The 22,810-nt window shown below is 73.8% G+C and carries 20 protein-coding genes, 2 pseudogenes and 1 riboswitch; of the genes and pseudogenes, 2 read left to right on the top strand and 20 right to left on the bottom strand.

Going from position 1 to position 22,810, the window contains the following annotated elements:
• Positions 1-39: 39 nt before the first annotated feature.
• The 3 genes from ABZZ79_RS09905 to ABZZ79_RS09895 form a co-directional block, all read right to left on the bottom strand.
• Positions 40-492: a hypothetical protein gene (locus ABZZ79_RS09905; protein ID WP_356688643.1), complete on the bottom strand. Its 453-nt coding sequence runs from the start codon at positions 490-492 to the stop codon at positions 40-42.
• A gap of 98 nt (positions 493-590) precedes the next feature.
• Positions 591-1,229 carry a sigma-70 family RNA polymerase sigma factor gene (locus ABZZ79_RS09900; RefSeq protein WP_356688377.1) on the bottom strand — a complete coding sequence of 213 codons (639 nt, stop codon included), beginning with the start codon at positions 1,227-1,229 and terminating at the stop codon, positions 591-593.
• A gap of 7 nt (positions 1,230-1,236) precedes the next feature.
• Positions 1,237-2,667 carry a S8/S53 family peptidase gene (locus ABZZ79_RS09895; protein ID WP_356688375.1) on the bottom strand — a complete coding sequence of 477 codons (1,431 nt, stop codon included), beginning with the start codon at positions 2,665-2,667 and terminating at the stop codon, positions 1,237-1,239.
• A 149-nt stretch (positions 2,668-2,816) separates the two neighbouring features.
• On the opposite strand from ABZZ79_RS09895, the gene ABZZ79_RS09890 reads away from it, so the two are divergent.
• The gene (locus ABZZ79_RS09890; protein WP_356688642.1) at positions 2,817-5,381 is read left to right on the top strand and encodes a CHAT domain-containing protein; all 2,565 of its coding nucleotides are present in this window, start codon (positions 2,817-2,819) and stop codon (positions 5,379-5,381) included.
• Positions 5,382-5,706: 325 nt separating this feature from the next.
• Here ABZZ79_RS09890 and ABZZ79_RS09885 read toward each other — a convergent pair.
• Positions 5,707-6,447, bottom strand: a pseudogene (locus ABZZ79_RS09885) (LuxR C-terminal-related transcriptional regulator); the annotation flags it as partial.
• 52 nt (positions 6,448-6,499) lie between these two features.
• Between ABZZ79_RS09885 and ABZZ79_RS09880 the strand changes: the two are divergent.
• Positions 6,500-7,483: a M12 family metallopeptidase gene (locus ABZZ79_RS09880; RefSeq protein ID WP_356688373.1), complete on the top strand. Its 984-nt coding sequence runs from the start codon at positions 6,500-6,502 to the stop codon at positions 7,481-7,483.
• Positions 7,484-7,717: 234 nt separating this feature from the next.
• Here the strand turns inward: ABZZ79_RS09880 and ABZZ79_RS09875 are convergent.
• The 16 genes and pseudogenes from ABZZ79_RS09875 to ABZZ79_RS09800 all read right to left on the bottom strand — a co-directional run.
• Positions 7,718-8,133 (bottom strand): annotated as a pseudogene (locus tag ABZZ79_RS09875) (LLM class flavin-dependent oxidoreductase); the annotation flags it as partial.
• The gene (locus tag ABZZ79_RS09870) at positions 8,130-9,503 is read right to left on the bottom strand and encodes an NtaA/DmoA family FMN-dependent monooxygenase (RefSeq protein ID WP_356688371.1); all 1,374 of its coding nucleotides are present in this window, start codon (positions 9,501-9,503) and stop codon (positions 8,130-8,132) included. The gene ABZZ79_RS09870 and the pseudogene ABZZ79_RS09875, both read right to left, overlap by 4 nt.
• A 21-nt stretch (positions 9,504-9,524) precedes the next feature.
• Positions 9,525-10,715, bottom strand: a complete 1,191-nt coding sequence (locus tag ABZZ79_RS09865) for an LLM class flavin-dependent oxidoreductase (RefSeq protein WP_356688368.1) — start codon at positions 10,713-10,715, stop codon at positions 9,525-9,527.
• A gap of 77 nt (positions 10,716-10,792) precedes the next feature.
• Positions 10,793-11,806: a transporter substrate-binding domain-containing protein gene (locus tag ABZZ79_RS09860; protein WP_356688366.1), complete on the bottom strand. Its 1,014-nt coding sequence runs from the start codon at positions 11,804-11,806 to the stop codon at positions 10,793-10,795.
• 51 nt (positions 11,807-11,857) lie between these two features.
• Positions 11,858-12,622, bottom strand: a complete 765-nt coding sequence (locus ABZZ79_RS09855) for an amino acid ABC transporter ATP-binding protein (protein ID WP_356688364.1) — start codon at positions 12,620-12,622, stop codon at positions 11,858-11,860.
• On the bottom strand, positions 12,619-13,599 hold the full coding sequence (locus tag ABZZ79_RS09850; protein WP_356688362.1) for an amino acid ABC transporter permease: 981 nt from the start codon (positions 13,597-13,599) through the stop codon (positions 12,619-12,621). The genes ABZZ79_RS09855 and ABZZ79_RS09850 overlap by 4 nt, the downstream gene beginning before the upstream one ends.
• A 185-nt stretch (positions 13,600-13,784) precedes the next feature.
• On the bottom strand, positions 13,785-13,937 hold the full coding sequence (locus tag ABZZ79_RS09845) for a hypothetical protein (RefSeq protein WP_356688360.1): 153 nt from the start codon (positions 13,935-13,937) through the stop codon (positions 13,785-13,787).
• Positions 13,938-13,970: 33 nt separating this feature from the next.
• Positions 13,971-14,080, bottom strand: a riboswitch (SAM riboswitch).
• Between the two features lie 65 nt (positions 14,081-14,145).
• A complete protein-coding gene (locus ABZZ79_RS09840) occupies positions 14,146-15,009 on the bottom strand; it encodes a glutathione S-transferase C-terminal domain-containing protein (protein ID WP_356688358.1) in 864 nt (287 codons plus the stop codon).
• A 158-nt stretch (positions 15,010-15,167) separates the two neighbouring features.
• The gene (locus ABZZ79_RS09835) at positions 15,168-15,290 is read right to left on the bottom strand and encodes a putative leader peptide (protein WP_356688356.1); all 123 of its coding nucleotides are present in this window, start codon (positions 15,288-15,290) and stop codon (positions 15,168-15,170) included.
• Between the two features lie 116 nt (positions 15,291-15,406).
• The gene (locus ABZZ79_RS09830; RefSeq protein ID WP_356688354.1) at positions 15,407-16,510 is read right to left on the bottom strand and encodes an LLM class flavin-dependent oxidoreductase; all 1,104 of its coding nucleotides are present in this window, start codon (positions 16,508-16,510) and stop codon (positions 15,407-15,409) included.
• Between the two features lie 24 nt (positions 16,511-16,534).
• Positions 16,535-17,554 (bottom strand): LLM class F420-dependent oxidoreductase, encoded by a 1,020-nt coding sequence (locus ABZZ79_RS09825; RefSeq protein WP_356688352.1) that lies wholly within the window; start codon positions 17,552-17,554, stop codon positions 16,535-16,537.
• The gene (locus ABZZ79_RS09820; RefSeq protein ID WP_356688350.1) at positions 17,551-19,191 is read right to left on the bottom strand and encodes an ABC transporter substrate-binding protein; all 1,641 of its coding nucleotides are present in this window, start codon (positions 19,189-19,191) and stop codon (positions 17,551-17,553) included. Before ABZZ79_RS09820 ends, ABZZ79_RS09825 begins: the two co-directional genes overlap by 4 nt.
• Positions 19,188-20,108 carry an ABC transporter ATP-binding protein gene (locus tag ABZZ79_RS09815; protein ID WP_356688348.1) on the bottom strand — a complete coding sequence of 307 codons (921 nt, stop codon included), beginning with the start codon at positions 20,106-20,108 and terminating at the stop codon, positions 19,188-19,190. The genes ABZZ79_RS09820 and ABZZ79_RS09815 overlap by 4 nt, the downstream gene beginning before the upstream one ends.
• On the bottom strand, positions 20,105-20,878 hold the full coding sequence (locus ABZZ79_RS09810; protein WP_356688346.1) for an ABC transporter ATP-binding protein: 774 nt from the start codon (positions 20,876-20,878) through the stop codon (positions 20,105-20,107). The genes ABZZ79_RS09815 and ABZZ79_RS09810 overlap by 4 nt, the downstream gene beginning before the upstream one ends.
• Complete coding sequence (locus tag ABZZ79_RS09805) at positions 20,875-21,699, bottom strand: ABC transporter permease (protein WP_356688344.1); 825 nt, start codon at positions 21,697-21,699, stop codon at positions 20,875-20,877. Before ABZZ79_RS09805 ends, ABZZ79_RS09810 begins: the two co-directional genes overlap by 4 nt.
• Positions 21,696-22,646 (bottom strand): ABC transporter permease, encoded by a 951-nt coding sequence (locus ABZZ79_RS09800; protein ID WP_356688342.1) that lies wholly within the window; start codon positions 22,644-22,646, stop codon positions 21,696-21,698. Before ABZZ79_RS09800 ends, ABZZ79_RS09805 begins: the two co-directional genes overlap by 4 nt.
• Positions 22,647-22,810: the final 164 nt, after the last annotated feature.

Genomic DNA, 22,810 nt, shown 5'->3' with positions numbered 1-22,810 from the left:
TACGGGTCGGGGTTCGGGCGCGGATTCGGGGTCAGGGCCTCAGGCGCGAAGCCACTCCGTGACCACCACCTGACCGCCGGTCCGCAGCCTCAGCGCGAACGGCCCGGACGGGGCCACATCGCTGCTGAAGCGGCCCAGTTCGTCCGCGGCGAGGGTGTCGGGCGTGGCCGGATGCGGTCCGCCCAGCACCTCGATCCCGGCCGGCTGGGGCGGCATCACCTGCCCCATCAGACCCTCCCCGGTCACCTCGATGTCGACCGTCAGGTCGCCCGCGCGGAAGGTCAGCATCCGCGGCGGGTCGGCCGCTCCTCTGACCGGAATGGCGTCGACCAGCGAGTCGAAGGTCAGCTCGGCGATCCGGGCGTCGAGGTCGTGCAGCAGGAACGCCTCGACGGCGATCTGCCGCAGCCCGGCCGGCACCGGGTCGAGGACGGCCGCGGCGCGCCGCAGCTCCTCCTCCAGCAGACCGGTGTCGAAGGCGTCCTCGCCCAGGGCCCCGTCGTCGTAGGCGGTGTCGGTGTAGTTGTCGTTGCAGTTGTCGGTGTAGTTGTCGTTGCAGTTGTCGTTGTCGTTGTCGCCGATGTCGCGGTTCACAGCGCTCCCCGTGCGTCGATTCGGGCGCGCAGCCGCCGCAGGCAGCGCTGGCGCAGCGGTCCGATGCTGCCCACGGCGATCCCCAGGGCCGCGGACACCTCCTGATACGTGGGCGGCGGCGATGCCATCAGCACCCGCAGCAGTTGCCGGCAGCGGTCGCCGAGGCCCTCGAACTCCTGCCACATGCGGCGGATCCGCTCGGTCTCTGCGGCCGCCTCCTCGGAGTCCAGGACCGACTGTTCGGGGGTGCGGTCCTCGCTGACCCGGTCCAGGAGCTGCGGGTCGTCGGTGGGCGTCAGCCGCTTCAGGCTCTTGATGACCTTCAGGCTCTCGTGCCGCGCGGTGCTGGCGAGCCACGAGCCCGCCTTGCCCGGTTCCCGCAGCCGGCCCAGATGCTGGGCGAAACGGAACCACACGGTCTGGTAGACCTCGTGCGCGTCGGCGTCGGACAGCCGGTGCGCGCGCACCACCGACCACACCAGTGGGCTCATGCCCTCCACCAGCGCTTTCCAGGCCGCCGCGTCACCGTCGACAGCGGACTGGACGAGCGCGCCGACATCTGCACGGTCCACGGCCCCACCCCTCGTGTACGGCCTGTCATCGTACGCCGTGGAGGGGCATGCTCCGATCCTCATCCGGGCCTCACGCGGTGGGCGCGACCGACACCGCGCGCCACCCGGCCGGCCGCAGCGCGGGCACGTGCGCTCCCCGCACCTCGGCGAACTCGGTGTTGGCTGCGAGCAGTTGCTGCCGGGCCAGACGCGGGTCGGTCACCTGGTGGGCGGTCATGTGGGCGGCGATCATCCCGGCGACGACCGGGGTGGCGAAGGAGGTGCCGCTCCAGCTCGCGAAGCCCTCGAACATCACCTGGTCGGGCTTGCCGCCGGCACCGCTCTGCTGCTCGGTCAGCACGCCGGTGTGGCTGGGGGCCTGGCAGGTGCAGGCGTAGGTGAAGCCGTAGCGGCAGGCGTCATAGGTGGAGTGCTGGTACACGTACGGCACGGGGGCGGTGAAGCCGGTGAGGGCGCTGGTGAGGCGCTCGCCGGGGGCGTACGTCCGCACCCAGGGGCCGTGGTTGGAGAAGCAGGCGCCGAACTCGCCGTCGCCGCGCAGGGCTCCGACGGACAGCACGGCGTCCTCGTAGTCGGGCAAGCTGGCGTAGGCGGCGGGCCAGAAGGGGGTGGCGCTGCCGTTGTTGCCGGCGGCGGCGACCAGCAGGGTGTGCTGCTGGAGGAGTTCGCGCATGAAGTTCTCGACGCCGAGCAGGCCGTCGAGACGGCCGTTGGAGGTGCCGGCGGACAGGGAGAGGATGTCGGGCCAGCCGCTGTGGTCGACGGCCTCGAACAGCTTCTCGCCGAACTCGGACTCCAGGATGGCGCCCGCGTCGGTCAGCGCGTTGCTCACCGTGATCTCGGTGTTGGGGGCGACGGCCGCGACGAGCCCGGCGATGAACGTGCCGTGGCCGACGTACTGCTGGAGTATGCCCTGGTCGTCGGTCTCCTGGGTCTGGGCGTCGCCGTGGGTGTGCGCCAGGGGCGGGTAGGAGCGGTAGTCGTTCATCAGGCCGGTGTCGACGACGAGGACGCCGACGGCGGTCTCGGGGTCGTAAGGGGTGCCGTCCAGACCGGGGTTGGGGGTCTCTGTGCGGGCGACGGGCTCGGGTTCGTCGCCCGGGCAGGCGTTGACCGCGATGGACACCAGGTGGTTGCGGCTGACCAGCCGGCGTCCGGCACGGCCCTCGGCCTGCCGCAACGCGCGCAGGGCGGCGGCCACTTCGCGGTCGCCGCGGGCGGTGAGGCCCTGGCCGGGGTCGCCGACCTGGATGCGGGTGATGCCGGAGCGGTTGGTCCTCGGGCCCGCGCGGCGGATGGTGTCGGCGGTCAGTTCGGGCGCCTCGGTGAAGTGGGCGCGCACGGTGTCCTCGACGAGTCGGGCCTCTTCCCCGTCGCGGGCGAGGACGACTCCCTTCTCGTAGATGAACTCGGCGGAGTCGTCCGGTCCCATGGCCAGGGGAACGTCCGGCAGCGAGCGCTGGATCTGGTCGAACTGCTCGTGGAATCGCTGTGGTGCCATGGCGGATCCTCCCAGTGGGGCACGTGTCGTCAAACAGAGCCGCGGGCCCGTTGCCTGATACAGACCCCGACCCATGTGACACGGTTCCGTGGACCACTACCATCCGTTACGTGACAGCGGAAGGCGACTCGGTGCTCGAACTGCTGCCGATGGTGTTCGCCGCCCCGAACGAGGCTCTCGCGCGGGCGCGTGGCGTGCTGGCGTCCGACGCGCCGCCGCTGCACGCCTCCGTGGCCCATCAGGTCATCGGCATCTGGCAGCGGGACTTCGGCGATCTGCGGCTGGCGCTGCACCATCTGCGCCGGGCGCGGGACTGCGCGGCACGCGCGGACTCGGCCGAGCGCGAGGCGGACGTACTGGGCACGCTGGGGGTCGCGTTGGTGCACGCGGGGCGCACCCGGCAGGGGCTCGCCGCGTTCGAGCGGGGCGTGCTGCGCGGCAGCGGGCACACCCGCGCGCGTGTGCTGTACCGGCGGGCGTACGCCTGGTGGGTACTGGGGCATCACCGGCGGGCCCTGGAGGACGTACGGCGGGCGATCCCGGTGCTGCGGCAGGCGGACGACGTGATCTGGACCGCGCGGGCGCTGACGCTGCGGGCCACCGTGCATCTGGCGCTGGGCGCGGTGGACCGGGCGGACGCCGACTTCACGGCGGCGGAGGCCCTGTGGGACACCACGGGCCAGGAGCACGACAAGGCGGACGCGGTGGAGAGCCGGGGCCTGGCGGCGTTCCGCGCCGGGGACATCCCGGCGGCGCTGCGGCTGCTGGACGAGGCCGAGGGACGCTACGCGGCACTGGGCACCCCGACGTTCATGCTGAACATCCGGCGCTGCGAGGTCCTGATGGCGGCGGGACTGGCGCCGGAGGCGCTGGCCGAGGCGGACGCGGCGATCGCGGCGCTGGACGGGATCGGCGGGCAGTCCACGCGCAAGGCGGAACTGCTGTTGGCGGCCGCCCGTGCGGCGCGGCTGGCCGGTGACCCGCACACGGCGATCGCGCGCGCGGCGCTGGCGGTGCGGCTGTTCGCCGGACAGCGGCGCATGTGGTGGGAGACGCACGCCCGGCTGGTGCTGATCGAGGCCCGGGTGGCGGCCGGGCGGCACGCGGGCCGGCTGGTGGCGGACGCGGCCGCGGTGGCCGAGCGGCTGGCGTCCTTCGGGGCGCCCTCGGCGCCGGAGGCCTCACTGCTGGCGGGCCGGATAGCCCTGGCGCTGGGCTGGCGGGCGGACGCCGAGCGGCATCTGGCGGTGGCGGCGCGCAGCCGGCACGGCGGTCCGCCGCTGGCGCGGATCACCGGCTGGGCGGCGCAGGCGCTGCGCGCCCAGGCGGCCGGGTCGGGACGGGGGGTGCTGGAGGCGTGCCGGCGGGGTCTGGCCGTGCTGGACGACCACCGGACCACCCTGGGCGCCTCGGAGCTGCGGGCGCGGGCCACCGAGCAGGGCGCGGAGCTGGCGGCGCTGGCGCAGCGGGCCTCGCTGGCGGCGGGCGGGTCGCGGCGGCTGCTGGAGTGGAGCGAGCGGTGGCGCGCGACGGCACTGTCCGCGCCTCCCACCCGGCCGCCCGCCGACCCGGCGCTGCAGAGCGGGCTGACCGCCTTCCGGGAGATCGCGGCCCGTGCGGAGGCCGCCCGGATGGAGGGGCGTCCGGTCCCCGCCCTGGAGCGCGAACAGCGGCGCCTGGAGCGGGAGATCCGCTCGCTGACCCTGCACATGCGCGGCGACGCGCCGGGCGACGGGGACCGGTTCGACGCGGGACGGCTGCTGGCGGCGCTGGGCGGGACACGGCTGGTGGAACTGGCGGTGGTGGACGGCCGGGTGCATGTGCTGGTGTGCGGCGGCGGGCGGGTGCGGCGGTTCGAGGCGGGGCTGCTGGGCCAGGCGGTGGCCGAGGCCGAGCATGTGCAGGCGGGTCTGCGGCGGCTGGCGCATCCCGGGGCGGAGGCCCGGCTGCCGCTGGTGGAGGCCATGGGGCGGCGCCTGGAGGAGCTGCTGCTCGGCCCCGCGGCGGCGCATCTGGGCGGCGGGCCGGTCGTGGTCGTACCGCCGGGGCGGCTGCACCGGGTGCCGTGGGCGCTGCTGCCGTCGTTGCGCGAGCGGGTACTGAGCGTGTCGCCGTCGGCGAGCAGTTGGCTCAGGGCGCACGAGACGGCTCCCCCGCCCGGCGGGCGGCATGTGCTGGTGCGCGGGCCGGGCCTGGCCACCGGTGGCGCGGAGGTGCCCGAACTGGCGGGCCGCTACGGCGCTCCCACGGTCCTGGAGCACGACGAGGCGCGGGCACCGAAGGTGCTCGGGGCGCTGGACGGGGCGGCGCTGGCGCACATCGCCGCGCACGGCGCCTTCCGCGCGGACAGTCCGCTGTTCTCCTCCCTTCGCATGGCCGACGGCCCGATCGTCGTCCACGACTTCGAGCGCCTGGACCGCAGCCCGTACCGGATCATCCTGTCCTGCTGCGACACCGCCCGGTTCGCCTCCGTCGGCGCGGACGAACTGCTGGGCCTGGTCACGGCGTTGTTGCCGCTGGGCACCGCGGGGGTGGTGGCGTGCAGCGCGCCCGTGAACGACGAGGCGGTGGTGCCGCTCATGCTGGCCCTGCACAAGGGGCTGGCCGCCGGGCTGTCACTGGCGGAGGCGCTGCGGGACGCTCGTGCCGCCGTGCCGGACGACGCGGTGCACCAGGCGACGGGGTGGGCGTTCACCGCGTTCGGCGCGGCGTGAGGGCGGGTTCTGGCGGGTTCTCGGGTGGGCGGGTCCTCGGGTGCCCGTGCGGACCGGCGGTGCGGGTGCCCGTGCGGGGACCGGCGGTGCGGGTGCCCGCGCCGTCCGGGGGTGCGAGGGGTGACCGAGGGCCGGTGAAGGCCCTCGGTCGTGCTCGTCACACCTCTATTCCGAGCCACGCCCTGCCGGAACCGTCATGAGGACACTCGCGGCAATGGCGCGGCCTTCCCGGATCCACTGCCTCGACTCATGCCCTCGATGGGGCGGCGGTTGCAGGGAGACCGGCACAACGGCGCTTCGAGCAGGCCCCATTATGCCGTGCGGATCATGAACGGAGCTTTTGTCGGGCCGACTTGGCGTCCGGGGCCGTCATCCTGCCCGGCAGGGTCTGACGGTCGCCGCCGAGGCGGGTGTAGGCGCTGTAGAGGTGGTTGCCGACGGTCCGCACGGACAGGGTGAGGCGCTCGGCGATCTGCCGGTTGCTCAGTCCGGCGGCCGCCAGGGTGACGATCTGGCGCTGGCGGATGGTGAGTTCACCGAGCACCAGACCGGTCAGCGCCGGGGTGCGGGCGCCCTGGCAGCGTCGGGCCAGGGCGACGGCCCGGGTGCGCGAGGTCCGCGCGGCGAGCGGGTCGCGGTGCGCCCGCACGGCCTGGGCGTGCGCCTCGGCCGCGAACAGCAGGAAGCCGCGCTCCCGGAGGGTGTCGGCCGCCCGGTCCAGGGCGGGGCCGTCCGCGCGGGCGAGCGCCTCGGCATGGGCCGCGAACACCTCGCCGGAGCGCAGCAGTCCGGCGGCCCGCCCGGGCGCGCCGAGACGTACGGCGTCGTAGGGCCGTTCGTCGTCGAGGGCGGCGAGGGCGGCCTCCAGGTCGCCCCGGGCGGCGGCTCGCCAGGCGGCGGCGCACCGGGCCCCGGGCTCGTCGGTGCCACGCTCGTCCACGCCGCCCGACTGGGCTTCGCTCAGGGCGAGTTCGAGGCGGCAGGGCCCGTCGCCGGGGGTGTGCCGCAGGCCCTGGCGGGCCCAGGCGGCGGCGTCGCGCAGTTCGCCCCGCAGACGGCAGTAGCGGTCCGCGGGGCTGGCGGCCGAGCGGCTGAGCGCGCTCGTCGGCGGCCGGCCGATGTGGGTCAACGGCACGGTCCTGCACTACTACTTCTTCGACGGCGAGTCCGACGCCTCCGTGATCCATGTGCCGGGCTCCGGGGAGACCCGGAGGGTGTCCTGGGTGGGCTCCGAGAAGCAGCGGGACGTGGTGCGCGCCTGCTTCGGCGAGTGGCACGACCTGGGCATCGGGCTGAGCTTCGTGGAGGTCGCCGACCGTTCGGAGGCGGAGCTGCGCATCGGGTTCCAGCTCGGCGACGGCTCCTGGTCGGCCCTCGGCAAGGACGCCCTGCGCGTCGGCATCAACGACCGCACCATGAACTTCGGCTGGGATCTGACCGCGTCCGCAGAGCACGGCACCGCCCTGCACGAGATCGGGCACGCGCTGGGCATGCAGCACGAACACCAGAACCCGTACGCCGCGATCCACTGGGACGACGAGGCGGTCTGCGCCGAACTGGCGGGCCCGCCGCACCACTGGAGCCGGGAGACCACGCAGGCCAACATCCTGCGCAAGCTGAGCCCGGCCGAGGTCAACGGCTCGGTCTGGGACCCCCAGTCGATCATGGAGTTCGCGTTCCCGTCGGGGCTGATCCTGGAACCGGAGGAGTTCCGCGGCGGTCTGAACCCGCCGGGGACGCTGTCTCCTCTGGACAAGGAGTTCGTGCTCCGCTGGTACCCGCCGCTCGACGCGGCGCACCCGGCACTGGTGCCGTTCCGGTCCGCCCCGCTCCGGCTCGGGCCGGGCGAGCAGGCCGATTTCACGGTGGAGCCTTCCGAGACGCGCGAGTACACCATCGCCGCCTTCGGCGACTGCGACACCGTCGTGGTGCTCTTCGAGGAGCGCGACGGCGAACCCCGCTATCTCGCCGCCGACGACGACGGCGGCACCTCGCGCAACGCCCGGATCGGGGCCCGGTTGGTCAAGGGCCGCCGCTACTTCGTCCGTGTGCGCCTGTACTCCGGCTGGGGTCCGGGCGAGACAGCGGTCATGTGCTGGTGACAGCGCCGCCGCGACAGCACGACACCGCTCGGCACGGACGCACGGACCACAGACCGGCACCGGGGAAGCGGTCGGGGCCCGTCTCCTTCGGGGGAGGGGGACGGCCCCCGGCCGCGCGCGGAAACCCCGCACCACGAGGGAGGTGCGGGGCTTTCGCGTGTCAGGGGCCGGTCCCCGGCGTTCACCGGGCCGTGTGGCCGCGGCGGGCCCACTCCTCTGCGAGCAGTTCGACTGGCGGATCAGCTCGGCGTACGGCTCGACGGGGTACGTGACGTTCGCCGAGAACAGCGGATCGCCGTAACGGGCCGCCAGGTCGACCGACTCCCGGCTGGTGGCGCTGCCGTGCCACACCCGCACGGGCCGCTGGTACGGCCGCGGCCACATCTCGGCGTCGTCAGCGGCGGGGTCGTCACCGCGGTGAACAGGCGGATGCGTTCGGTCAGGGCGGCGACATGGCTGAGGACGACCGGCGGCGAGGAGGAGATGAAGGGCCGTTCGTGCCGCTCCCCCACGCCGAAGCCGTCGAAGCCGAGTTCCTCGGCGAGGACGGCGTTGTCGAGGACCTCGCGGAACCGGTCCCGGGTCGGCTTCAGTACGCCGGTGACCGGGTCGGGGCGGTGGACGATGAGGGTGATGGCGAGGAACCTCACGAGGCCGCCCGCTCCTCGCGCGCCCCGTCGGGGTGGGCCAGTCCCAGGTGGTCGCGCAGGGTCGTGCCCTCGTAGTCGGTGCGGTAGACGCCCTGTTCCTGGAGCAGGGGCACGACCTTGTCGGCGAACTCGTCCAGGCCGCCCGGGGTGATGTGCGGGACGAGGATGAAGCCGTCGCCGGCGTCGGCCTGGACGTAGTCGTTGATGTCCCTGGCGACGGTGGCCGGGCTGCCGACGAAGTTCTGCCGGTTGCCGGTCTCGATGACCAGGTCCCGGATGGACCACTTGTTGGCAGCGGCCAGTTCGCGCCACTCCCGTGCGGTGGCGACCGGGTCGCGGTACATCCGGACCTGGGCGCGGCCGCGCGCGATGTGGTGCTCACCGGGGTCGGGGTCGATGTCGGGCAGGGGTCCGTCCGGGTCGTACGAGGACAGGTCCCGGTTCCAGACGAACTCCAGGTGCTTGATCGCGGTGGCGCCGCTGACCTGCTGCCGGCGGACGTCGCGGGCGATCTCCTCGGCCTGCGCGTCGGTGTCGCCGAGGATGAAGCTGGCGGCGGGCAGGATGAGCAACTGGTCGGTCCGGCGGCCGTACTTGGCGAGGCGGGACTTGACGTCCGTGTAGAAGGCGCGGCCCGTGTCGAACTGGGCGTACCGGCTGAAGATCGCGTCGGCGCCGGAGGCGGCGAACTCGCGGCCCTCCTCGGAGTCCCCGGCCTGGAAGATCACCGGGCGGCCCTGCGGGGAGCGCGGGACGTTGAAGCGGCCGTGGATGTCGAAGTGCTTGCCGGTGTGGACGAAGGCGCCGGCCTTGGCGTCGCGCAGGAAGGTGCCGCCGTCCTGGTCGGCGAGGATCTCGTCGCCCCGCCAGGAGTCGAAGAGTTCGTTCGCGGTGGCCAGGAACTCCCTGGCGCGCGAGTAGCGCTCCTCCTGCGGCAGGAAGCCGCCCCGGCGGAAGTTCTCGCCGGTGAAGGCGTCCCAGGAGGTGACGACGTTCCAGGCGGAGCGGCCGTCGGAGAGATGGTCGAGGCTGGCGAACTGGCGGGCGACCTCGTAGGGCTCGTTGAAGGTGGAGTTGATGGTGCCGGTCAGGCCGATGCGTTCGGTGACGGCGGCGAGCGCGGCGAGGACGGTGAAGGTGTCCGGGCGGCCGACGACGTCCAGGTCGTAGATCTGCCCGCCCTGTTCGCGCAGCCGCAGGCCCTCGGCGAGGAACAGGAAGTCGAACTTGGCGCGTTCGGCGGTGCGGGCGAAGTGCGCGAAGGAGGAGAACTCGATGTGGCTGCCGGCCCGCGGGTCGCTCCAGACGGTGGTGTTGTTGACGCCGGGGAAGTGGGCGGCGAGATGGATCTGCTTCAGGGGCTTGCTCATGGTGTGCGTTCTCCCTCCGGATCAGACGGCCGCGTAGCGGTTGGCGGGGCGGGGCAGTCCCAGCAGGCCGCGCAGGGTGCGCGCCTCGTAGGAGTGGCGGAAGACGCCGCGGCGCTGGAGTTCGGGCACCAGGCCCCAGGTGATCGCGGGCAGGTCGTGTCCGGCGACGGCGGGGCGCAGCCGGAACCCGCTCAGACCCTCTTCCTGGAACTCCTGCAGCAGGTCCGCCAGTTGGGCGGGTGTGCCGGTGAACACGCGCGCGTCGCTGGTGTACGGGGTCCCGGCGAGGGTGTCGAGTCGGTCCCGGCGGGCGACGGCCTCGGCCTCGGAGTCGTCGAGGAACACGACGAGGTCGGCGAAGACGTGCAGCGGTTCGTCCGCTCGGCCCGCGGCCCGCTGTTCGGCGCGGATCTCGGCGACGATCGCGCGGGCCTGGGCGGCGTCGTGCGGGGTGACGTAGCCGACGTCGGCGGCGCGGGCGACGAGCCGGTAGGGCCAGGTCTGGTGGGCGAGGGCGGTGACGAGCGGCTGGCCCTGCGGCGGGCGGGGCGTGATGGAGGGGCCCTTGACGCTGAAGTGCCGTCCCTCGAAGTCGATGTAGTGCAGCTTGTCGCGGTCGATGAAACGGCCGGTGGCCGCGTCCCGGATCTCGGCGTCGTCCTCCCAGCTGTCCCACAGCCGCCGGACGACCTCGACGTGGTCGGCGGCCTCGTCGAAGAGTTCGGCGACCAGGGGGGCGTCGTAGTCCTCGACGTGCTCGATGGTGCGGCGGCCGAAGTGGGCGGCCTCGTTGGGGCGGGCGCTGATCTGCACGCGCAGTCCGGCCCGGCCGCCGCTGACGTAGTCGAGGGTGGCGACGGCCTTGGAGATGTGGAACGGCTCGGTGTGCGTGGCGACGACCGTCGGGACCAGGCCGATGTGCTGGGTGAGCGGGGCGACCCGGGAGGCGATCAGGACGGCGTCGAGGCGGCCGCGGACCTGGTCGGTGCGGTCGTCCGGGTCGAGGAAGTGGGAGGACTGCGGGCCGAGGCCGTCCTCGATGGTGACGAAGTCGATCAGGCCGAGTTCGGCCTCGGTGACCAGGCGGGCCCAGTAGGCGGCGCTGAACAGCTCGCGGGGCCGGGACTCCGGCTCGCGCCAGGACGCGGGGTGCCAGCCGGTGCCGTCCAGGGCGACGGCGAGGTGCAGCTGCGCGGGGTGGGTGTCGGACACGGGTGGGTCCCTTCTGGAGATCCGTTCGTGAGGTGCCGGGGCCCCGGAGGTGTGGGGCCCCGGCCGGTGACCGTCCGTCAGGAGTTGTCGAGGGGCAGGCCGGGCGGGTTCACCTCGGACTTGGCGACGGCCTCGTTCGAGAGGTTCCAGGCGGCGAGCCACTTGGCGTAGGTGCCGTCCTCGATGAGGTGGTTGACGGCCTCGGCGACGGGCTCGGCCAGGCCGCTGTCCTTCTTGGTGGTGGCGGCGATCAGGCCCTGCAGGCTCTCCCCCGCGCCGGAGTAGGTGCCCGCGCCGCGGGTGGCGTTGGGGGTGTTCGCGGTCTGGGTGACGTGGTAGGCGACGCCGGGGTTGGCGGAGAGGTAGGCGTCGATCTTGCCGCCGGTGAGGGCCAGGTAGGTGGCGTTCTTGCTGGCGTAGTGCTTGACGGTGAGCTGCTCGCCCTCCTTCTTCAGCTTCGCCTGCCACTCCAGGAGGATCTTCTCCTGGTTGGTGCCGTTGTCGACGGCGACGATCAGGCCCGCGAGGTCGCGGTAGTCGCCGTCGAAGGTCCAGGTGCTCTTCTTCGTCACCTCGAAGCCGATGTCGTCCTTGCGGTAGGAGGCGAAGTCGTACTTGCGCTTGCGCTCCTCGGTGTCGGTGATGTTGGCGAACGCGATGTCGACCTTGCCGCTGTCGATGCCGACGAACATGTTCTCCCAGGTGGAGTTCTTCAGTTCGGGCTTCAGGCCGAGCACGGAGGCGACCAGGCGGGCGAAGTCGGGTTCGGCGCCGGTGAGGGTCTTCTGGTCGTCGCCGATGTAGGCGAGCGGCGGGAAGCCGTCGGGCAGGGCGCCGACGCCGATGACCAGCTTGCCGCTCTCGCGGACCGCGTCGGGCAGCTTGGCGCTGATGGACTCGACCTCGGCGGCCTTCAGGGTGGTCTGCTTCGCCGCGCCGTTGGACAGCTGCCCGATGGTCACGGTGCCGGCCTTGTCGGTCGTCGTGGTGGCCGCGTCGCTCTCGCCTCCGCAGGCGGTGAGGCCGGTGGCGAGGGTGGCGGCGGCGGTCGCCGCCGTGAGGCCGCGGAGCAGGGCGCGTCGGGAGGGCATGGCTGTCCTTGTCGTCCGGTGGAGCGGGTGACTTGCTGGAAGGCAGGGGGGTCAGAGGACCTTGGCGAGGAAGTCGCGGGTGCGTTCGTGCCGTGGGTGGTCCAGGACCTGCTCGGGCGGGCCCTGTTCGACGATCCGGCCGCCGTCGATGAAGACGATCCGGTCGGCGACCTCGCGGGCGAAGCCGATCTCGTGGGTGACGATCACCAGGGTGGTGCCGCTGGTCGCCAGGTCCTTGATGACCGCGAGCACCTCGCCGACCAGCTCGGGGTCCAGCGCCGAGGTCGGCTCGTCGAAGAGGATGATCCCGGGGCGCAGCGCGAGGGCGCGGGCGATGGCGACGCGCTGCTGCTGACCGCCGGAGAGCTGGCGGGGGTAGGCACCGGTGCGGTCGGCGAGACCGACCCGGCCGAGAAGGTCGCGGGCCAGTTCCTCGGCGGCCGGGCGGGAGAGCCGTCCGGTGGCCACCGGCGCGGCGGCCACGTTGTCGAGGACCGTCAGATGCGGGAAGAGGTTGAAGTTCTGGAAGACGAACCCGATCCGGCTGCGCTGCGCCAGGATGGCCCGCTCCCCCAGCTCCTTGAGCCGCTCGCCGTGCCGGCGTACGCCGATCAGCTCGCCGCCGACGCTGACATGGCCGATCTCCGGCTTCTCCAGGTGGTTGATCACCCTGAGCAGCGTCGACTTGCCGGAGCCGGAGGGGCCGATGATCGCGGTGACCTCGCCGGGCCGGACGGTGAGGTCGATGCCGTCGAGCACCCGGTGGGAGCCGTACCACTTGTGCACGTCGTGGACTTCGAGGGCGGTGGCGGTCATACGGCGGCCTCCCTGCGGGCGCGGGCGCGCAGTTCGCCGGCGGCGGCGCGCAGTCTCTGCAACGGGGTCGGCGGCAGGGTGCGGGTGGCGCCGCGGGCGAAGTACCGCTCGACGTAGTACTGGACGACCGAGACGGCACTGGTGAGGACCAGGTACCAGACGGTGGCGACCATCAGCAGCGGCACGATGTCGCCGGGGTAGGTGCTGCCCATGGTCTGCACCGAGCCGAACAGGTCGAGCAGCGACACGTAGAACACCAGCGAGGTCGCCTTGATCAGGCCGATGAGCTGGTTGACGTAGTTCGGGGTGATGGAGCGCAGCGCCTGCGGCAGGACGATCCGGCGGAACTGGTAGCCCTTGGGCAGGCCGAGGGCGGCGGCCGCCTCGTGCTGGCCCTGGTCCACGGAGAGGATGCCGCCCCGGACGACCTCGGAGGCGTATGCGGCCTCGTTGAGGCTGAGGCCGACGACGGCCACCGCCAGGTCGGTGGCGAGCCGCGACTCGTCGAAGGTGATGAACGCCGGGCCGAACGGCACGCCCAGGCTGAGCGTCTGGTAGAGGGCGCTGAAGTTGTACAGGAAGATCAGGACGACGATCAGCGGGATGGACCGGAACAGCCAGGTGTACACCCAGCTCACCGCGCGTAGTACGGGGCTGCCGGACAGCCGCGCGAGCGCGAGCAGGATGCCGCCGAGCAGGCCCAGCACCGCGCTGAGCGCGGCCACTTCGAGGGTGATGACCAGCCCGTCGAGGATCACGGGGCGCAGGAACCAGTAGCGGAAGCGGTCCCACTGGTAGAAGGGGTTGGTCGCCAGCCCGTGGACGAACTGGGCGAGCAGGACGAGGACGATCGCGGTGGCGATCCAGCGGCCGGGGCGGCGCAGCGGCAGCACGCGCTGCGCGGCGAGCGGGCGTTGGACCTTGGCGGCGGTCGTCGCCTCGGCGAGGGAGACGGCGGCGCCTGGGGGTTCACTCATGGCGGGCTCCAGCGGAGTCGGACACCCCGGAGCGGCGCGGCGGACCCCGCGGGGAGGGCGGGGTGCGGCGCGGCACGGCGGCGCGCGGGAGCGCGGACCGCACGGGACCGGGGGCTGGGCGGGCAACGGGACACCGCTCGGGCGGTGTTCGTCCGGGCGTGCGGGGCCGTGCGGGGAGAAGTAGGTCAGCCCCGCGGGCGGGCACGGCCCGGTGCGGTACACAGGGCGCTGCTGACGCGCAGGAGGTCGACGGCGCGGTCGGCGACGAGCGGTGTCACGGGCGGCAGGACGCGGCCCCGGGGGCGGCGTGCTGCCACCGTCCTGGAAGCTGCGTCCATGTCCGTCGTCCTCTGCCTGACGGCCCGCGAAGGGCCTCGCGCTTACCGAAAACCGCTCCGGTCCGGTCGTCACCTGGGGCACCCCACCGCGGTGCGAGGGTTGCCGGTCAGCTAGCCAGGGCTTGTCGCTGACGCTCATGACCGTTCTGGGCCGTAAGTGAACACAGCCGCCCTGGCATATGTCAAAGCCGGTCCACTGGGCGGACTCTCAGCGGTGGCCGGCCGCCGTCGCGTGGGCCGCCCAGTCGAGAACGCCGACGGCCGCTCCGGCGGCCTCCAGGCCCTGACAACGGGCATGGTGGCGGCGGGCGATGCCGTCGAGGTCCAGCTGTGGCCCGAAAGCGGGGTGGGCGGCCAGCCGGCGGGCGTAGGCCCACAGGGCTCGGTGCCCCGCGATGCGCTGTACCGCGGCGGCGTCCAGGTGATGGCGGTGGACGGTGTCGAGCTGCACGAGCGCCACCCACAACTCGACGTCGGCGGCCGTGAGGTGACGGTGCGTCGACTCGTCGGCCGTGCCCACCAGCCGCTCCAGCTCTCCCAGCGCGGCGAGCAACTCGTCCAGGGCCGCGGCGCGTTCCGCCGGGTCCGCACCGGCCGCACCGGCCCGCTGGGCGGCGTCCTCCACGCCTCGCGCGCACAGCCGCCGCACGGCCTCGATCTCCCCCTGCGTCCCGCACGGGTAAAGGGAGGGACGGCCGTCGCCGAAGCCCCGGGCGAGGTCGCGCATGATGTCCTGGGCGTGCACGCTGACGACGCGGCCGGTCCAGTCGTCGCCGAGCACCGGCGCCGCGGCCGGACCGGTGTGGCGGTGGGCGCTGGCCTCGTACAGCGGGAGCAGCGCCGAGTGGCCGCCGTCGGGCAGGTCGGGGACGGCGGGCAGGTGGGTGACGGGGCAGACGGCGTCGAGGCCGAGCAGGGCGTGGGTGACGGCGAGGCGCAGTCCGTCGGGACAGGCCGTCGACAGGTACAGGCGGTAGCGGCGGGGCACGGCGTAGTGGCCGCTGCGCGCGTCGCGGCCGATTCGGCCGCGCAGCGAGGGCGCGGGGCGGGCGGCGAGAGGTGCGATGGACATGGTTCTCCCCGGGTGAAGGCGTGGACGTACGCACGGCGACGGTGGTGTCGGACCCGGCACGCCGCAGGCAGCGCCGACGGCGCGCGCGACAGCGGGGGTGCGGGCTCAGCCCTGGGCGTCGAGCGCCGCGCAGGCGCGGCGGATCGACGGGTGCGGCCTCAGCCGCGGGCGTCCATGGCGCTGCAGACACGCAGCAGGTCGATGTGACGGCGGGAGGTCAGCAGCGGCGAGCGCGGGGACACGCGAGCCACGCGTGCGGTGACCGGCCCGAGGCGCCCCATGGTTTCTCCACCCGTCCTCTAGATTTCCTCCCCTGGACTCTCGGTCCCGCTCGCGGCGGTGTCAAGGGGGCGTCCGTCAGATGGGCGGTGACAACTGCGTGACCTGGTGCGCGGATTCACCAGCCGCGGCGGGCGTGGGCGGCACGGCGGTTCGGGGAGGGGAGGTAGGCCGAGCGGAGCCTGGCGACGAGCGCCCGGCGCAGTTCCCGGTCCTGGTCGGTCTCCAGCGGCATGTCGAGCTGGACGATGCCCACCCCGGCGGCGCGCAGCCAGCCGATGCGGGCGGCGACCGTGTCGGGGGAGCCGACGAACGCGCCGGCCAGCGAGCGGGCGACGTAGGCGGACAGCTGGTGGCGGCTGTCGGCCCGCCCGCGTTCGCGGTCCCGGTCGAGCTGCACGGCCTCCAGCCAGCGGGCCGTGTCCGGGCCGGAGGTCAGCCGGACCGCGTCCTCGCGGATGCGGCGGACACGCTCCTCGGCGGCCGCGTCGGTGGGGGCGGTGACGACGGTGACATGCCGCCAGATCCGCAGGGTCCGGCCGGCTTCCGCGGCGGCGGCATGGGCGCGGGCGATGTGCTGCCGGGTGGCGGTCAGGGGAAGCGGCGGCACCGCGTACACGTCCGCGAAGCGGCCGGCGAGCGCCACGCCCTGCGGTGAGGAGCCGCCGAAGGAGAGCAGCTCGGCGCGGGGCCGCGGGAGCAGCCCCGCGCGGGCGCCGCGCACGGTGTAGAACTCGCCTTCGTGGTCGAAGTCCTGACGTTCCGTCAGATACCGCCGGAAGACCTCCAGGTACTCCCCCGCCCGGCGGTAGCGGTCCGTCTTGCCCAGGGTGTCGCCGTCGCGGGCCACGTCGGCGTCGCTGGAGCCCACGATGACATGCGCGGCGGCCCGCCCGCCGGAGAGCCGGTCCAGGGTGGCCAGGGACCGGGCGGCCACGGTCGGCGCGGTGGTGCCGGCCCGGTGGGCCACCGCCACCCGCAGCCTGCTGGTGGCCGCCAGCGCCCAGGAGGCCACCAGCCAGGGGTCCGGCCAGGAGCTGGACTGCACGACGAGCGCGCTGTCCAGCCCGTCCTCCTCGTTCTCCCGGGCGCTGCGGGCGACGAACTCCGGGTCGGCGTCGCGCTCGCGCGGGTCGGGGGCGAAGCGCAGGGCCTGACGCTCCTCGGGGGTGGTGCCCGGCACGGGCGCCGCGCGGACTCCGCCGCGTATGTCGAGCTCCACGGGACTGCCTTTCGGGGGTCTGGGTCAGTGGGCGGCGGCCGGGCCGAGCCGGGTCAGGGTGTCCAGCACCCTGGCGCGGCTGACGAAGACCTCGGGGGGCAGGGAGACGTACAGCTGGATCGTGGTCACGCCCGGCCGGTGGTAGCGCAGGATGCGTTCGCGGCACTCCTCGGGCGAGCCGCTGATGAACAGGCCGTCCACGACCTCGTCGGGGAGCGCCTTCTGCGCGCCGTCGGTGTCGCCCTCCGCCCACCGTTCGTGCGACTCGCGCAGCAGCTCGCCGTGGCCCAGCCACTCGTGGAACTTGCGGTAGGGCTCGCGGTTGAGGATCCAGGCGAGGAAGGGGCGGGTGGCGCGGTGGGCGTAGTCGGTGTCCTCGGTGGGGCAGACGAACACCTTGACGACGAGTTCCTTGCCCGGCGGCTGCGGTCCGACGGCGTCCAGGATCTTCGGCACGTCCTCCGGGAAGAGGAGGTTGGTGATGGCCCCGTCCCCCTCGGTGAAACCCAGGCGCAGCATGCCGGGGCGCAGGGCGCCGAGGATCACCTTGACGGGGTCGGCGGGCGGGTGGGGCAGCCGGTAGCCGGTGATGGAGAAGGTGTCGAAGTCGCCGGCGACGTACTCTCCGCGCAGGGCGCGGGTGACGAACCGCAGCACGTCCCGGGTGCGTTTGAAGGGCTCGTCGAACGGGATGCCGTTGATGTCGGTGACATGCGCGGGCACGGAGGCACCGAGGCCGAACAGGAATCTGCCCGGGGCGAGCTGGGCCAGGGTGGCGGCCGTCTGGGCGAGCACGGCCGGGCCGCGGGTGTGCACCGGGACGATGCCGGTGCCGATGCGCAGGGAGGGCGACCAGGCAGCGGCGGTCGCGAGCGGGGTGAAGGCGTCCGTGCCGCCGCCCTCGGCGCTCCAGACGTCCGTGTAGCCGAGGTCGGGGAGCCGTTCGACGAGGAAGCGGTGCCGGTCGATGGTCAGTCCGGGCAGCGGCAGCGTGACGCCCCACTTCGGGGGCTGACCGGGCGCCGGGGTGTGGGAGAGGGTCATGAGTCCACCCGTACGGTCGTGAGGTCGAGGAACCAGGACTGAGGCTGCACGAAGCCGCGCACCTTCGGCGAGAGCGCCCTGGGGTTGCGGTCGTTGACGACGAACAGCCAGGGCGCGTCCTCGGTGACGAGGTCCAGGGCCCGCTTGTAGTCGGCCTCGCGGGCGGCGCGGTCGGCCTCGGCGCCGGCGGAGGCCAGCAGCTTGTCGACCCGGGAGTTGCTGTAGTGGCCGGTCCAGAAGGGGCTGTCGGTGCCGATGAACAGCGGCAGCAGCGCCTCCGACTGGAACAGCGTGGTGGACTGGGCGATGGCCTGCGAACCGCGGGCCACCTCGCCCTTGGCCTCGGCGCCGATCAGCGTCGACCAGTCGGTGGTGCGGATCTCGGCCTTGATGCCGACGGCGGCGAGGTCGCGTTGCACGGCTTCGGCGATGGGCACCGGGACGAGGTTCCCGGAGCCGCCGGTGGGCACGGTGACGGAGGTGGTGAAGCCCTTCGCGTAGCCGGCCTCGGCGAGCAGCCGCCGGGCCTTCGCGGGGTCGTGGGTGTAGACGTCCCCGGTCTCGTCGTAGGCGAACGTGCCGCGCGGGGCGGCCTGGTGGGCGGGGTCGGCGGTGCCGTGCAGCAGGTTCTCGGCGATGGCCTCGCGGTCGATAGCGTAGTTGGCGGCCCGGCGCACCCGCGGGTCGTCCCACGGCTTCGCGGCGGTGTCGAGGATCCAGTACCAGAGGTGGTCGTAGCTGTTGGTGACGACCTTGACGCCGTCGGCCTGCAGGCTCGGGATGTCGTCGGGGTTCGGGTACTCGATCCAGTTGACCTCGCCGGAGCGCAGGGCGGCGGTGCGGGCGGCCGCGTCGGGCAGCGCCTTCACGACGAGCTTGTCCAGCTTGGGGGCACCGCGCCAGTAGTCGTCGAACCGGGCGAGCTCGATCTGTTCGCCCGTCTGCTGCCGCACGAAGCGGAACGGGCCGGTGCCGACGGGGTGTTCGGAGAACTTGTCGGTGCCCGTCTTGCGGACGGCTGCCGGGCTAGCGATCAGCACATGGGCGAGGTCCTGCGGGAAGTGCCCGTTGGGTTCCTTGGTGACCAGCCGGATCCGCTCGTCGCCGAGCTTGGAGTACGACGTGATGCCCCCGGCGTACTCACTGGCCGCCGCGCCGAGGGCGTCGGTGTACTGCGGGCTGCGCTTGTTCAGATAGCGGTCGAGGTTGAACAGCACGGCGTCGGCGTCGAACCGGGTGCCGTCCTGGAACTTCACGCCCTTGCGCAGGGTGAACGTCCAGGTCTTCCGGTCCTGGGCGACCTTCCAGGAGGTGGCCAGGGCTCCGGTGATCTCGGACGGGCCGTCACCGCTGGACAGGTCGTAGCGGGTCAGTCCCTCGTAGAGCTGGAAGCTCACCAGTCGCTTGCCCTCGAAGCCGGCGCCGCCGATCACCGTGTCGGGGTTGGGGAGTTTGCCCGTCGCGCCGATGACGAGGGTTCCGCCGGACCTGCCGCCGCCGGGGGTGTCGTCGGCGGCGGTGCCGGTGCCGCAGCCGGACGCGGCGAGGCTCAGCAGGAGCACGGCGGCCAGGCCGGCGCGCCGCCGGGAGACGGGTGGATGGTGGTGGTGCGTCATGGGTTCCTCGTCGTGACTCAAGGGGCGGACGGTTCACCGACCGGGGCCGGATCACCGGGCCGGGTCGGTGTGGGGGGCTCGGGGACACCGCCGTCGGCGGCGAGCAGGGCGCGGGTGTAGGGGTGGCGGGGCCCGGACCACAGGGCTTCGGTCGGACCCTCCTCCACCACGTGTCCCGCGCGCAGGACCACGACCCGGTGCGAGAGGTGCCGTACGACGGCCAGGTCGTGGGAGATGAACAGGTAGGCGAGGCCGAGGCGTTGCTGGAGCTCGGCGAGGAGGGTGAGGACCTGGGCCTGGACGGTGGTGTCCAGCGCCGAGGTCGGTTCGTCGCACACGATCAGGTCGGGGCCGGTCGCCAGGGCCCGGGCGATGGCGACGCGCTGGGCCTGGCCGCCGGAGAGTTCGCGCGGGCGGCGGCGGGCGAGGGCCGGGTCCAGGCCGACCTTGCGGAACAGGTCGGCGACGAGGTCCGGCCGTTCCTCGCGGGGTGTGCCGTGGACGCGCAGGGCGAACTCGACCGCCTCGCCTGCCCGCAGCGCCGGGTTCAGCGAGCCGCTCGGCTGCTGGGGCACGAACTGCAGCCGGGCCCGGACGCGTCGGCCCGCGGCACCGCGCAGCCGGTGGGGGTCGTGGCCGTCGAAGCGGACGGTCCCGGCGTCGGGCGCGAGCAGCCCGAGGGCCAGCCGGCCCAGGGTCGACTTGCCGGACCCGGACTCCCCGACCAGCCCGACGGTCTCCCCGCGCGCCACCTGGAGCGAGACACCGTCGAGCGCGAGGGGGCCGCGCGGGTAGCGCTTGGAGACCTGGTCGAGGCGGAGAAGGTCGTGGCCGCGGGGGGTGCCGGGTCGCGGGGCGGGGGCGGGCAGGGCCGCCGGGCCGCTCTGCCGCCCGGTGCTCGCGGCGCCCGCCGCTTCGAAGCCTGCCCGCCGGTTCATCGGGCGCCTCCCGGCTGTGCGGCCACCAGTGCGGCGGCGTAGGGGTGTTCGGGCTCGGTCAGGAGCTTCGCCACCGGGCCGGACTCGACGATCCGGCCCGCTCGCAGCACGGCCACCTGGTGTCCGATCCGGCGGGCGACGCCGATGTCGTGGGTGACCAGGAGCACGGATGCACCGCGGGACGCGAGCAGGTCGAGGACGCGGGTGCGGACCAGGGCGTCGAGCGCCGTCGTCGGCTCGTCGGCGATCAGCAGGCCGGGTGAGCAGGCGAGGGCCAGGGCGATGACCGCGCGCTGGCGCTGGCCGCCGGAGAGCTCGTGGGGGTGGCTGCGGGCCGCCCGGTCCGGGTCGGTGAGGCCCGCCGCGGCCAGGAGTTCCGGGACGGCCTCGCGGGCCGCGCGGCGGCCGGGGACCACCCGGTGGCGCAGCAGCACCTCGACGAGCTGGGAGCCGATCCGGCGCAGCGGGTCGAGCCCGGCGTCCGGGTCCTGGGGGACGTAGCCGATGCGGCGGCCTCGGATGTCGGCGAGGGCCCGCTCGTCCAGGGTGCGCAGTTCGGTGCCCGACAGCCGCACGCTGCCGCCGACCCGGGCGGTGGGTCCGGGCAGGCCGAGGACCGTGCGGGCGAGGGTGGACTTGCCGCTGCCGGACTCCCCCAGCAGAACCAGGACCTCGCCGGGGAGTACGGACAGGGACACTCCGTCCACGGCGCGCACGCCGCCGTGGGTGACCGTCAGGTCGACCACGTCCAGCCGTTCGGGCGCGCTCATCGGCCGGCCTCCGCGAGCAGCCCGCGGCCGGCCCCGGTACGGCGGCGCAGGGCCTCGCCGAGGGTGTTGAAGACAACGGAGACGACGAGGATGGTCAGGGCGGGCAGCACGGCGACCTCGGGGCGGGTGAGCAGGCTGGGCCGCAGTTCGTCGAGCATGGCGCCCCATTCGGCGGCGGGCGGCGGCACGCCCAGGCCGAGGAAGGACAGCCCGGCGGCGTAGACGATGGCCAGCCCGACCAGGGAGGAGGAGTAGACGAGCAGGACGGGGGTGACGACCGGGGCGACCTGGCGCACGGCGATCGTCCGGGCGCCCGCCCCGCTGACCCGGGCGGCCACCAGGTACTCGGCGCCGCGGATGCGCCGTACCTCGGTGAAGGCGACCCGGGTGACCGCCGGGGTGAGCACGACCGAGAGCGAGACGACGGTGGCGAGGAGCCCCGGCTCCATCACGGTGGCGACGGTGATCGCCAGCAGGACGCCAGGGAAGGCGTAGAGCACGTCGAGGGTGCGCAGCAGGGCGTGCTCGGTACGGCGGCCGCCCAGGCCCGCGGCGATGCCCAGCAGGCCGCCGGCGACGGTGGCGACGGCCACGGGGAGGAGCCCGCCGAGCAGCGAGGGGCCCGCCGCGACGAGGAGGCGGCTGAGGACGTCCCGGCCCTGGGTGTCGGTCCCCAGCAGGTGGCCCGGACTGCCCGGCGGCAGCAGCCGCTCGCGCAGGTCTCCCGCGTCCGGGTCGCCGGGGGCCAGCAGCGGACCGGCGACGGCCAGCAGGAGAAGGGCGGCGGCCAGGCACGCGGAGACGGGTGGGCGTCTGCTCACAGCGCACCTCGCAGCCGGGGGTCGATCAGCGCGTGCGCGGTGTCGACGAGGATGTTGACGCCGACGAAGGCGACGGCGACGAGCAGCACGCCCGCCTGGATCAGCGGCAGGTCGCGCGCGGTGAGGGCGTCGTAGAGCAGCCGGCCGAGGCCCGGCCAGGCGAACAGGGTCTCCACGAAGACCACGCCCTCCAGCAGATAGGCCAGCTGGAGCCCGCCGATGGTGAGCAGGGCCGGGGCGGCGTTGTGCACGCAGTGCCTGAGGACGGCCCGGCGGCGCAGGCCGCGGGCGCGCAGTCCGTCGGCCAGGTCGGACTGGAGGACGGAGCCGAGGGCGGCGCCGAAGACCCGGGCGGTCAGACCGAGCGGCACGAGCGCCGCCGCCACGGCAGGCAGCACGAGGTGGTGCAGCTGGTCGGCCGGACCGCCGCCGGTGAACAGGTCGCGGGTGCCGCCGGCCGGGAACCAGCGCAGCCCCACTGCGAACACGGCGATCAGCAGCAGCGCCACCGAGTACTGGGGCGCCGACACGGCGAGGGTGCCGAGCGATCGCGACACCCGGGCGGCGGGCCCATCGGGACGGCCCGCGCCGAGTGCGCCGAGCAGGGTGCCGCCGGTGAGCACCAGCAGGAACGCGGCGCCGGCGAGCAGCAGGGTCTGGCCCAGCGCGGGCAACAGCAGTTCACCGACCGGCCGTTGGGCGGAGACGGAGACGCCCAGGTCGCCCTGGAGCGCGTGCCCCAGCCAGTGGGCGTAGCGGACCGGCAGGGGTTCGCCCAGCCCGAGGCGTTCGGTCAGCCGCTGTCTGGCCTCCTCGGAGGCGCCGGGCCCGAGCAGGGCGAGCACGGGGTCGCCGGGGACGAGGGCGACGGCGGCGAAGACGACGACGGTGACGCCGAGGAGGGTGGGCACGGCCAGCAGCAGACGCCGCAACAGGTACCGCCTCATCCTTCGGTCCTGCGGGGGTGGGCGGCCATGCGCTCGGTTTCCTTCCTGGCCGGATGCGGTTCGCCAGAAGAGTGCGGGGAGCGCGTGGGCGGGAACCAGCCAGGCGTTGATGCTGATACCACTGGTCATAGGACCGGCCGTACGGAATACACGGTTCCCTCATA

Origin of the sequence: Streptomyces sp. NPDC006458 (assembly GCF_040612135.1) — a bacterium.
Classification (GTDB): Bacteria; Actinomycetota; Actinomycetes; order Streptomycetales; family Streptomycetaceae; genus Streptomyces.
Note: the sequence above shows the minus strand (reverse complement) of the source record. Positions and strands in the feature narration are given on the sequence as shown.